The 11,493-nt window shown below is 71.1% G+C and carries 7 protein-coding genes and 1 pseudogene; 3 read left to right on the forward strand and 5 right to left on the reverse strand.

Translation table 11 applies throughout. The annotated features are described in order from the left end of the window. Nucleotides 1-262: 262 nt before the first annotated feature. From ACIRPU_RS38575 to ACIRPU_RS38590, 4 genes and pseudogenes are all read right to left on the reverse strand, one after another. The gene (locus tag ACIRPU_RS38575) at nucleotides 263-1,897 is read right to left on the reverse strand and encodes an alpha/beta hydrolase (RefSeq protein WP_403876078.1); all 1,635 of its coding nucleotides are present in this window, start codon (nucleotides 1,895-1,897) and stop codon (nucleotides 263-265) included. Nucleotides 1,898-2,212: 315 nt separating this feature from the next. After that, nucleotides 2,213-3,634 (reverse strand): lamin tail domain-containing protein, encoded by a 1,422-nt coding sequence (locus ACIRPU_RS38580; RefSeq protein ID WP_403876081.1) that lies wholly within the window; start codon nucleotides 3,632-3,634, stop codon nucleotides 2,213-2,215. Between the two features lie 275 nt (nucleotides 3,635-3,909). Then, a pseudogene (locus tag ACIRPU_RS38585) lies at nucleotides 3,910-4,230 on the reverse strand (DNA alkylation repair protein); the annotation flags it as partial. Between the two features lie 168 nt (nucleotides 4,231-4,398). Further along, the gene (locus tag ACIRPU_RS38590; protein ID WP_403876084.1) at nucleotides 4,399-6,711 is read right to left on the reverse strand and encodes a beta-L-arabinofuranosidase domain-containing protein; all 2,313 of its coding nucleotides are present in this window, start codon (nucleotides 6,709-6,711) and stop codon (nucleotides 4,399-4,401) included. Between the two features lie 540 nt (nucleotides 6,712-7,251). Between ACIRPU_RS38590 and ACIRPU_RS38595 the strand changes: the two genes are divergently transcribed. Both ACIRPU_RS38595 and ACIRPU_RS38600 read left to right on the forward strand, forming a co-directional pair. Further along, on the forward strand, nucleotides 7,252-7,791 hold the full coding sequence (locus ACIRPU_RS38595; RefSeq protein ID WP_403876086.1) for an ArsR/SmtB family transcription factor: 540 nt from the start codon (nucleotides 7,252-7,254) through the stop codon (nucleotides 7,789-7,791). Next, nucleotides 7,788-9,083, forward strand: coding sequence for an MFS transporter (locus ACIRPU_RS38600; RefSeq protein WP_403876089.1), 1,296 nt, complete (start codon nucleotides 7,788-7,790; stop codon nucleotides 9,081-9,083). The genes ACIRPU_RS38595 and ACIRPU_RS38600 overlap by 4 nt, the downstream gene beginning before the upstream one ends. Before the next feature lie 156 nt (nucleotides 9,084-9,239). Here the strand turns inward: ACIRPU_RS38600 and ACIRPU_RS38605 are convergent, their stop codons facing one another. Then, nucleotides 9,240-9,890 (reverse strand): tetratricopeptide repeat protein, encoded by a 651-nt coding sequence (locus ACIRPU_RS38605; RefSeq protein WP_403876092.1) that lies wholly within the window; start codon nucleotides 9,888-9,890, stop codon nucleotides 9,240-9,242. Nucleotides 9,891-10,218: 328 nt separating this feature from the next. Between ACIRPU_RS38605 and ACIRPU_RS38610 the strand changes: the two genes are divergently transcribed. Continuing rightward, nucleotides 10,219-11,322 (forward strand): pentapeptide repeat-containing protein, encoded by a 1,104-nt coding sequence (locus ACIRPU_RS38610; protein WP_403876095.1) that lies wholly within the window; start codon nucleotides 10,219-10,221, stop codon nucleotides 11,320-11,322. Nucleotides 11,323-11,493 lie beyond the last annotated feature (171 nt).

Raw genomic sequence — 11,493 nt, forward strand, 5'->3', positions numbered from 1 at the left:
AAACCCGGATGCCAGGGGCGGGGAGGTTCGGTAGTGTCGCGTTCGTGCAGGTGCGCAGGCACCGGATACTTCGCCTCTTCAGCGGGAAACGCGGGTTCGAATCCCGTCGCCGGCTTCGGTCGGTGTCGTCCAGCGGCCCAGGACACCTACGTTTCCGTTGCCGACTCTGATCTCTGCACAACTCAGCAAGCCAGGCGGGGCAGTTGTCCCGCCGGGGCCGAGGCGCCGACCGCGAACGGCCGGCACCTCGGCCCCGTCACCGTCAGCGCATTGCGCCGATGCGTTCGACGCGCTCGTCGACGCCGTTGCGGAGTTCACCGAGCGTCGTGCCGGGCGGGGCCACCTTCGGCGTCGAGGAAGGCGGCTGGGTCTCGTCCGCGCAGGTCTTGCCCGTGGCCGGGACCTTCAGGTCGACCAGGTAGGCGATGACCGCGTCCGTCGCGCAGGCGCTCCGCCCGAACGCGGTGTGCCCCTCCGCCTCAAACGTCAGCAGCGAGGCGTTGTCGAGCCGTCGCGACAGCGCCACCGCGTCCTGGTACGGGGTGTCCGGGTCGCCGGTGGTGCCGAGGACCAGGATCGGCGCCGAGCCCTTGGCCCGGTAGGAGCCGTCGTAGCGGCTGACCCGCTCGCCCGGCCACTGGACGCAGGCGGTGGCGTGCTGGTGGTCGTACGTCGGCGGGCCGTACGCCATCGCCGGGCCGAGCAGCGGCGCGGCCTTGGCGTACGCCGTGACGTTGCGCTTCAGCAGGCGCAGGTCGCGCGGGTAGTCCCGGTCGACGCACTCGACGGCCACGTTCGGACCGAGGAAGTCGAAGCTCGCCGGGGACGGCGGCCGCAGCAGGAAGGAGGTGTTGTCCCGCAGTTGGGCCTTGCGCAGCGCCTCGCCGAACGAAGGCCAGATGACCTTGCCCTCGTTGATGTTGAACATCAGCCGGTAGACCAGTGTGTAACCGTTTGCCAGACCGCCGTTCGCGGTCGGAACGGGATTGGCGTCCAGGTCGGCCTTCAGCTTCTCGAACGCCGCGCGCGGATCGCCGTCGCCGAACCCGCAGGTGGCCTGATCGGCGGCGCACCAGTCCAGGAAGCGGCCCATCGCACCGTCCAGCGCCAGGTACTGCGGCCGGTCGTAGGCGTACGGGCGGTTCGCGTAGTGGACCGGGTCGTAGGCGCCGTCGAGCGTCAGGGCCCGCACCCGCTTCGGGAACATGGCCGCGTAGACCGTCCCGATGTACGACCCGAACGACCGCCCGTAGTAGGTGAGTTGCTGCTCGCCGAGGGCCTGACGCAGCAGGTCGATGTCCCGGGCGACGTACTCGGTGCCGATGTACGGCAGCAGCTCGCCCGCGTTGTCCTCACAGGCCTGGTCGAACTCGGCGGCCTCCCGCAGCGCCGGCCCGTAGGCGTCCGGTCCGGGCACGCCCTTCGCCTCCGTGACGGCCCGGGTGTACCGCGCGTCGTCGAAGCACGTCAGCGCTGAGCTGCGCCCGACACCGCGTACGTCGTAACCGAAGACGTCGAACGAGTCGCGGAGCGCGGTCGGCAGGTCCGCGTAGTTGTTGCGCACGAAGTCCACGCCGGAGTTGCCGGGCCCGCCCGGCTGCATGAACAGCGTGCCCTTGCGCTTCGTCTGGTCCGCGGCCTTCTTCCGGACCACCGCGAGGGTGATGGTCTTGCCCCGCGGACTGCGGTAGTCGAGCGGCACGTCGGCGTTCGCGCATTCGAAGCCGCCCTGGCAGTCGGTCCAGGTGAGCGACGGCACGGGCGGGGCCTCGGGTGTCTTCGACGCGGCCGTCGCGAGAGTCGCCGTCCCCGTCCCGGCGAGCACGAGTGCCGTCAACGCGGCTCCGAGCACGGTGAGCCGCCCGAAGCGTCTCGGTATGTGGTGTGGAGTGGTCATGGTGTCCTTCCCCCTGGGTTTCGCCGACAGCCGAGTGCTCACGGGTCGAGGTGAGTCCGGCTAGCTGAACAGAGGGGAAAAAGGCGCGACAGGTGCCGCCGTGACCGGTTTTCCGCGGAAATTCCTCTCACCCGGCGGAAGTTGTCGTCTCCGAGGCGCGCGGTGTCGCCGTACGGCGGATCGCGGGATCGCGCGCACCGCGCCGACGCCCGGCGACCCGCCCGGTCGGGCGGCCGCCTCGGGCCTCCTCGCCCCACGCGGGGCAGGGGTGTGGCCCCGGCCCGGGACGGGGTCGGGGCCACGTGAGTGAGGGGTTCAGCAGGTGATGGCGCCCCTGCGTAGGGCGTGGCCGCCGTCGTTGGTGTCGTCGGACCAGTAGACGGGCTTGGAGCCGGAGACGCACTCGTCGGCGCCGGCCAGGGCGAAGCCCTCGTTGTTGTAGTCGGGCATGCCGCTGGGCCGGTCGTAGACGGCGGCGGTGGTGAACGTGCCGGAGGCGTCGACCGTCAGGGTGCGGTGCCGGCCGTCGCAGGTGTCGTCGCAGACGGCCCACAGGCGAGCGGCCTGCGGCTCCCACTGGAGTTCCATCACCCCGGACAGGCCGCTGCCGAGAGAGGCGACGCGGGTGAAGGCGCCGGAGTCGGCGAGGACGTAGCCGTAGATCATGCCGGTGCCCTCGACGCCGACGAAGAACACGCCGCCACCGTGCGTGCCGTAACGGGCCGGGTCGTAGGCCGTGCCCGTGGTGGCGTCCTTGAAGCCGGCGCCGGTCAGATAGGTGTCGGGGATCCAGGTGATCCCTTCGAGGCCGAGGTTGGAGCCGGTCGAGGGCAGGTCGGCGGTGAGGTTCCATTCCCTGCCGGAGGTCAGCGTGGAGCCACTGGCGGCGACGTCGTACTTCAGCACCGACAGGCGGCTGGTGCCGGAGGCATCGCCGTCGCGCTCGCTCGCGACGTACACCCCGTTGGCGGAACCGGAGCCGGTGAGGGTGACGCCCTCGCTGTCGGGACTTCCCGAACCGCCCGGGAAGCGCAGGGACTTGCCGGAGGACCAGCCACCGGTCGGGTCCGGGGTCCAGCCGCCCGATCCGTCACGGACCAGGCGCCACAGCTTGCCGCTGTTCTGCGCTCCCCACAGCACGTTGCCCTCCTGGTAGAGGCCGCTGAGGTCCTCTCCGAACACGTTGGAGGCGTCCGCGGTCGCCACGGTGCCGCTGCCGGGCCATGCCACCGGGGTCGTGCTCCCGCCGCCGGTGCCGCAGGCATTGGGCGCTCCGAGGGTCAGGGCCGCCTTCCCGAACGCGCCGGTGCCGTCGGGGCAGCGCGACCAGGAAGGGTCGGAGTGCTCGCTCCAGGAGAAGCTGTCGACCAGGGTCGTGCCGTTCGCGAGGTACAGGCGGGCCTTGTCGCCGGAGCCCAGACCGAACTTGTCGTGGACGTCGAACGCCCGGTACGCCCCCGGTGCCAGCGACGTTCCGGAGGCGATCTTGTACTTGGAGCTGTTGTCGTCGTCCTTGAGGATCCAGCCCGAGACGTCGATCGTGGTGGTGCCCTTGTTGTACAGCTCGATCGAGTCGTTGACGTCGCCGGTGGTCACGACCTCGTTGATGCGGATGTCGTCGGCGGCGGCGGCGTGGGCCGCCGGGACGCCGGTCAGGGCGCCGACGGTCAGCAGCGCTCCGGCGACGACGAGGTGGGTGAGACCACGGCGCCGGCGGCGGGCGATCGGTGCAGTCACGAAGTTCCATCCCGAGGTTGTCATGGGCAAGGCGGCATGACGGTCCCGGTGCAGGCCGAACAGCACCGCTCCGTGGGGTCGGACGGCCGGTGAACGACGGGCGAAGGTTGAGCTCAGCCGCAGGAGCCGGTGACGAAGTCCGCCTGGTCGCTGCCGTTGCTCGCCACCACGAGGTCCTGCGTGCCGTCGGACGTCACGTCAGCGGGCGTCGCCCGGTAGGCCCCGTCCGCCGCCGACCGCCATGGCCACGGGAACCCAGGCCGCGCTGCTGTGCCTCACGTGTCACAGGACCGTGGATCCGCCCGGCGCCCACTCCGCTGACCGCTGTGCCGGGAGCGCACCCTCTCGTCGATCCAGACGGGCGCGAACGGCGGGGTACAGCCCGGGGGAGTCGGGGAGTCCTTGAGCACCCCGAGGCGCTCACCGATGTCGATGGCACGGCTGCGGAGCTCGGCGTGCTCGATCCCGATCTGCGCCAGGCAGTGGTTCATCGCCCACTCCAGACGATCCGGGGCGTCCTTCATCTCCGCCTCGACGACGTCGAGCAGCCCTCCGAGGTCGAGGCCCTCCGGCTTCTTCGCCACGCGTTCGGTGGTCGAGACTCAGCCTAGGCCGACGATCCACGACCCGCGACCCACGAGGGAAGCCGGTCCCGGTCGTGCCCGCCGGGGTCGTGCCCGCCGGTCGGGAGCCGTCGGGACGCACGACGGCCGTGGCTGTCCGGGCCCGGCGCCGGACAGCCGTACGGATCCCGCGGCCCGCCCTCAGGCGCTCACGACGCGCCACCGGTTGTCGGCGGTGCCGTCGTCGGACGTCTGGACCGCGAAGGCCCCGACGGCGGTGGAGTTGCCCGCGATGGCGAGCAGCTTGCCGCTGTGCACATTGCGGATCTTGTAGGTGCCGTCGCCCTGGTCGAGCAACGTCCACTGGTGGTCCGCGGTGCCGTTGTCCGTCCACTGGAGCACGCTCGCGTTGTCCGCGGTGGACATGTTCAGCACACCGAGGACCTTGCCGCTGTTGACGTTCCGCAGACGGACCGCCGTCCCGTCGTCGATCATCTCCCAGTCGTGGTCGGCGGTGCCGCTGTCGGTCCACTGAAGGGCGAGACCGCCGTCGGCGGTGGACATGTCCTTGACGCCCAGCACCAGGTTGCTGCCCACGTTGACGAGGTGTACCGGGGCGATGCCGCCGGTGTTCCAGTAGACGGTGTAGTTGAAGCCGTGCGCGTCGTGGAACGGGCCCAGGCCGACGGCGGAGCCGTTCGCGGTCGCGGTGAAGGCGAGCGCAGTGCTGCTGGTGCGCGTGATGGTGGCGGTGTCGAGCAGCGGGAGCGTGCTGAGCGCGCTGTCTCCGTAGTGGCCGGCCAGGACGACCGGTCCGTAGGTGACCGCGGCGGTGTTCGCGTTGGCGGGGGCGGGCCGCAGCACGACCCGCATGGGCAGGCGGACGGTGACGGTGTCGCCGGACGCCCAGGTGCGGGTCAGGGTGGCATAAGAGCCGGGGGTGGTCGCGATGTTCTGCGCCACTCCGTTGACGCTGATCGTGGCGCCGGTGGTCCAGCCGGGAATGCGGATGCGCATCGCCCACGATCCGGCGGCGCTGCCGGTGACGGTCAACGTGGTCGTGTCGCTGGTCGGGTACGAGGTGGTCTGGGTGACGGTGATTCCGCGCTGGGACCAGGTGAGCACGGACGGCACGAACAGGTTCACGGTGAGCGTGGTGTCGTTGCGGAAGTAGATGGAGTCCATCAGCCGGGTGTGCATCTCCAGGCCGGTGCCCTGGCAGCACCAGAAGGTGCCGTAGTCGGTGCTCCAGGTGCCTCCGCCCCAGGCCGGGCCCACACCGCGCCGCCCGCCCGGGTTGAGCGGGGTGAAATAGGTGACGTGGCCGTGGGCGTCCGCCGGGTTCTGCTGGCCGATCATGTGGTTCAGCCACGCCTGCTCGTAGAAGTCGAACAGCGCGGCCCGGTCCGGGGTCAGCGCGTACAGGTCGCGGGTGAGCTTGAGCATGTTGTACGTGTTGCAGCTCTCGCAGGTGTCCTGTTTCAGGTAGGCGGCGATCGCTTTCGGCGCGCGGAAGTGCTCCGCCTGGCTGTTGCCGCCGATGGCGTAGGTGTGGGTGCCGACGGCGATGTTCCACGCGTTGGTGGCGATGTCCCGGTACCGGGTGGTGCCGGTGGCCTTGTACTCGCGCAGGGCGCCGATCCACTTGGGGACCTGGGTGTTGGCGTGCAGCCCGCCCAACTGGTCCAGGTTGGCGGCCAGCGGGTCGAACACGGCGGCGTGGTCGAAGCGCTGGGCGGCGGTGAGCCACCGCGTGTCGCCCGTCTGCTGGTAGAGGTCGCACAGCACGTCGTTCATGCCGCCGAACTCCACGCCCAGCATCGCCTGCATCTGCTGGCCGGTGAGCCGGCCGGTGCGGGTGTCGACCCAGCCCGCCAGAGCCAGCAGGACGTCCCGGGCCTGCGTGCTGCCGATCAGGCGCCACACGTCCAGCAGCCCGGCGAGCGTCTTGTGGATCGTGTAGTAGGGCACGTTGCCGTTGCTCAGTGTGCCCTGTTCGAGGGCGGTGAAGTCGGACTCGGGATAGCCGGAGAGGTAGCCGCCGGCGAATCCGGCGGCGCTGTCGTTGGCCTGACACTTGGCCAGCTCCGCCACCATGTAGACCGCCTTGGCACGGGCGACGGTGTCCCCGGTGACGGCGTACAGCTGCGCCCAGGCGGTGAGGAAGTGTCCCTGGACGTGGCTGCGGAAGGGGAAGTCGGGCGCGTCCCAGCCGCCGTCGGCGGCGGCGCCGGCCGTGGAGAGCTTGTGGTTGGCGCGGAAGGTGTACAGCAGCCGGTCCACGTCCACGAACCGCAGATAGGCGGCGGTGCGGTTCTGGTTGTCCAGCCACCGGCTCGCGGTCAGCCGCACCTGGCCGAAGTCGAAGGAGTACGCGGAGACCCCGATGTCGGCGCGGGCGGGAGGGACGGCCGCACGGGCGGGAGAGACGCCGACGAGGGGTCCGGCCGCGGAGGCGGCGAGCGTGGCTCCGGCCGCTTGCAGGAGGTGCCGTCTGCTCAGTGAGGAGGACATCGTTCACCTGTTCCTTGATCGAGGGAGCGTCCGGCTCCCGATCGGCGCCCGGGTCGGGGCGTCCGCACGGGAAGCGGCCGCCGGCGGGTTTCGAAGCGTTCCCTGATGGACGGGGCCGTGCTGGCGTGCGCGTTCTCGGGGCGTTGGTGCTCGAACCCGGGCCCGCGGGCGGCCACCTGGTCGCCCGGACAGGTGCCGGCCGGTCGCGCCCGACTTCGAGGCACGCGCGGCGCAGACACGGATTCCGGTTCTGGTGCGGGCGGCTCGACCGCATCAGTGCTGCCGTGTTCGTGGTATCGAACGATGGTCGACTCTTCGGCCAGCACGGATGATAGACGCCCGACCGAGTCGGTCAACACCCTTCGTGCGGCGATTTCGGCGGATCGCCGTCACGGCGGCAAACGTGTCGCCCGCGTGCGGGGTCGGGCGCGGTCGAGAAGGAGACGCGGGAGCGGAGGCCTCGCCTGCCGGACAGTCAATTTCGGAGGCTCGGACGGAATCCCCTTGCGCAATGGTCAAGAAACGTTGACCATTGGAGTCATGCCTACCGATGATCTTCCCGAGACGTTCCACGTCACCACGGACGAGCAGCTGCGCGCCGTCTCCAGTCTCACGCGGCACCGGATCATGGCCGTGCTCCGCTTCGAGCCCGCGACGATCACGCAGATCGCCGAGCGGGTGGGCCTCGCGAAGGGGAGTTCCAGCTATCACGTGCGGCTGCTGGAGCGGGCCGGCCTGGTGAAGGTGGTACGCACGCGGAAGGTGCGGGGGGTCACCGAGCGGTACTACGCCATGGCCGCGCGGGCGATCGTGCTGCCGGATCCGGGCGAGGGAGGGCCGGATGTGCTGATGCGGCATGCGGTGGCGGACCTGGAGGCGGCGCCGGCGGACGGCGAGCGGCACGTGCGGATGGCGCATCTGCGGCTCACCGAGGAGCAGTTCGCACAGCTGGGGGCGCGGCTGGAGGCACTCGCGGACGAATACCGGGAGCTGTCCGATCCGGCGCTGCCGGACGCGTCGCTCGTCTTCGCACTGTTCCACCCGGCGCCGCGCCGGCAGGCCGAAGGAGACGCCAAGTGACCGCAGACGTTCGGAAGTTGCCGACCGGGTTCGGGCGGCTGTGGACCGCGCAGACGGTGTCCTCGCTCGGTGACGGGGTGTCGCATGCCGCGCTGCCGCTGCTCGCGTTGACGTTGACGCGCGATCCGATGGCGCTCGCCGTCGTCACGGCCGCGGGGACGCTGCCGTGGCTGCTCTTCGGAGTGCTCGGCGGTGCGCTGGTGGACCGCTGGGACCGTCGGCGCACGATGTGGGTCACGGACGCGGCGCGTGCGGCGCTGCTCGCGATACCGGCGGCAGCGGCCGCGCTCAACGTGCTGAGCATCGCACTGCTCGCGGCCGTCGCCTTCCTGCTCGGCCTCGGCGGACTCTTCTTCGACACGGCCGCCACGGCCTATCTGCCGGACCTGCTCGGCCGCGACCCCGCGCTGCTGGAGCGCGCCAACTCCCGCCTGCGCGGCACCCAGACCGCCATGTCCGGCTTCGCGGGACCGCCTGCGGGCAGTGCCCTGCTCGCGCTCGGGCGGGCGTTTCCGCTGCTCGCCGACGCGGTGTCGTTCGCGCTCTCCGCACTGCTCGTACGGTCGCTGCCCACCGCTCCCCGGCCCGTACCGCAGGCCCGCGAGTCGCTGCTGCGGCAGGCGCGGGCCGGCGCCTCGTACGTCTTCCGGGACCGGCTGCTGCTCGGGCTCGCGCTCCGCCCGGCGGTCGGGAACATCGCCTTCCTCGCCGTGGAGACCGTCCTCGCCCTCTTCGCGCACGACCGCCTCGGCATCGACACCTACGGCTTCGGCCTGCTCCTCACGGCGGAAGCCACCGGTGGCCTGCTCGGCGCGGGCATCGCTTCCTCCCTCGGCCGACGACTCGGCACCGGCACCGCACTGACCTGCACGGCCGCCATCGAAGGACTCGCCATCCTGGGCCTGGCCGCCGCTCCGAACCCGTACGTCGCCGGCCTCGCGCTCGCCGTCTGCGGAGCGGGCATGGGCGCCACGATGGTGCTCGGCCCCTCCCTCCGACAGACGATCGTCCCCGCCCACCTGATGGGCCGGGTCGCCTCCACCTCCCGCATGCTCGCCATGTGCGCCGCCCCGTTCGGCGCGTTCCTCGGCGGCTGGCTGGCCACCACCTACGACGTACGCACCCCGCTCTACGCCGCCGCCGGCCTCCTCCTCACGATGACCGCCGTCACGGCGACCATGACCAGCAACCGCCGGGTCGAAGCGGCGCTGCGTGCCGCCGCCCCGGCCCACGGTCCGGACCACCCGGCATCCCAGGATCCCGCCCGGAAGAGTGCACCCCACCTGTCGTGACGCCTACCGCGAAGCCATCACGACAAGTCGGGTCCCAGGCCCCCGCAGAGCACGACGAGTGGCCAGGTCAGTCGGGTGTGCCGGCCGTCGATCCTCGTCGTCCTCGGCATCCGGGTCCCGGAAGCTGCACGTACGACGCGTCCTCGATGCCGACCCTCACGGCAGGCTGAGCTCCTCGCGGGCTCCCGCCACCCAGCGCAGCACACCGTGGGAATCGGTGCTCTCGGCCAACTCCGTCGCCTCATCGAGCAGCGCCGCCGCGTCATCCCGCCGATCCTGCTGGGCGGCGAGATAGGCCAGCCCGATCAGGTTCGCCGCAACCCCCGGCAGGAACCCCAGCTCCCGGCGCAGGCGGGTGGACTCCTCGAAGCGCGCACGAGCCTCGTCCAAGCTGCCGAGCATGTGGTCGGCGAAAGCGAGGTGCCGCAACGCGTACGACGTCGTCAGCCGGTCGCCGACCCGGGTGGCGAGGTCGAGGGCGCGTTCGAAGGAAGGCACGGCGATGTCGGCGTCGTCGCGGACCACTTGGTGGAAAGCGCCGACCCAGAACACCGCCTCGCCCTCGCCGCGCACGTCACCGAGCCGCCCGTACAACTCCGCCGCACGCTCGAAGAGCTCGAGCTCCCGCGCATTCTCGACCCGCTCCTCCAGGAAGCGGGCGTGGATCACCTGGCCGCGAGCGAGTGCGAGGTCCGCCTCCACCTCGTCGAGGCTCCGGTCGGCGGACGGCAGCGCACCGCTGTCGCCGCCGAACACGGCACGCTCGTATAGGAGTTGGGCTTGCCCGATGCGCTCGTCAGCAGTCATGCCGTGATCGTAGGCGTTGTTCGAAGCGGGGGCCGTTGTTGTGCGCTGTGCGTCGGCGCTGTGCCGGTGCGGCAGGAACGCATCGATGGGCTCGGCGGGCAGCTCGAAGGCAGGGACGGAGGTGATTTCCGGCGGCCATGGGTGATCGCTCGTCGGGCCGCCAGGGAGTGGGGTGCCGCCGAGCCGATCCGTGCTTCTTGATCGTTTTCTGGGCTGCGCCTACGCTTTCATGCCCATGGGGATGGGGATGGGGATGAGGGTGGGGATGGGGATGAGGGAGCCGGACCGTGGGCGCGGGCCGTGGCACGCCCGGCTGGTCAGGCATCGGGTGACCGCGACTCTGCTGACCGGGACGGCGGGGCTTGCCGTTCTGGGCGCGGTGCTGGTGCTCCTGCCGGGTGTGGTGGTCGACCACGATCTCGCCGGGGCGAGCGTCGCCGCGCAGGACCGGCTGAAAGCGGTGAACGACGTCCGAACGACACTTCTCCAGGCCGTCGGCGGCCTGGTCCTGCTGTTCGGCGCCTACGCCACCTGGCGGCAACTGCGCGTCAGTCAGGACGGCTTGCGCGCCACCCAGGAGGGCTATGTCACCGACCGGTTCAGCACGGCCGTCGATCAACTCGGCAGCGACAAGCTGGAAACGCGCATCGGCGGACTCCACGCGCTGTGGCGGATCGCGGAGCACTCCGCCCGCGACCGCGAGGCCGTCATCTCCATCCAGGCCGCCTACCTGCGTACCCATCTGCCCTGGCCGCCCGCCGGACGGGAAGCCCCAGCGGCGGACGTGCCCATCAACGACGTCGTGCCGCTGGAGGTCCGGGCCGCCGACGCCCAGGTGGCGTTGACCGGGCTCGGCGTGCTCTTGCTGCAACCCCGGGAGCAGTCCTGGGTCAACCTCGGCGTCACGGACTTGCGCCGGGCCGACTGCGACGGGCTGTGGCTGCACGAGGTCAACCTCGACCGATCCTGCATGGAGGCGGCGGGTCTGTACCACGCCAACCTGACCCAGGCGTCCCTCGTCGCGGTCAACCTGCGGCACGCCGACCTCAAGGCGGCGATCCTGCGCCGGGCCCGCTGCGTACTGGCCGACCTGCGGGGCGCACGACTCGTCGAAACGGACCTGCGTGACGCGGACTTCACCGAGGCCGACCTGCGCGAGGCGAACGTGCGCAAGGCCGATGCGGGGGGCGCTGTCTTCCGCCGCGCCGATCTGCGCCTGGCCGACCTGCGCGGCTCCGACCTGAGCACGGCCGACCTGCACCAGGCACGTCTGAACGGCGCGCTGGCCAGCGAGCACACGCGCTGGCCGGCTGGTTTCGACCACTCGGCCGCGGGCGTCGTCGTCACCGAGGATCCCGGCCCCGAACCTCCGCCGCTGCTCCAGCCCTCAGGGATAACGACGCAGCACCCGCGACTGCGGTCCATGCCGTGACTCCGACGCACGGACGCGGGTGTGTCCGGTGTCCGGTGTCCGGTGTCCGGTGAGGTTTCTATGGCCTGGTGTCAGGTGGTGTAGAGGTCGTAGGTGGGGGTGTGGTGGGGGTCGGCGATGATGTCGAGGCGGGGGTCGACGGTGAGGATGGCCTGGTGCATGCGTTGGAGT

Origin of the sequence: Streptomyces sp. NPDC102259 (assembly GCF_044766465.1) — a bacterium.
In the GTDB taxonomy this organism is placed as follows: domain Bacteria; phylum Actinomycetota; class Actinomycetes; order Streptomycetales; family Streptomycetaceae; genus Streptomyces.

Excerpts from the sequence above, each read along its gene's own strand:
- ACIRPU_RS38595 (WP_403876086.1), top strand. The coding sequence starts at position 7,252 with ATGCCTACCGATGATCTTCCCGAGACGTTCCACGTCACCACGGACGAG.
- ACIRPU_RS38575 (WP_403876078.1), bottom strand. The coding sequence starts at position 1,897 with ATGACCACTCCACACCACATACCGAGACGCTTCGGGCGGCTCACCGTG.
- ACIRPU_RS38590 (WP_403876084.1), bottom strand. The coding sequence starts at position 6,711 with ATGTCCTCCTCACTGAGCAGACGGCACCTCCTGCAAGCGGCCGGAGCC.
- ACIRPU_RS38605 (WP_403876092.1), bottom strand. The coding sequence starts at position 9,890 with ATGACTGCTGACGAGCGCATCGGGCAAGCCCAACTCCTATACGAGCGT.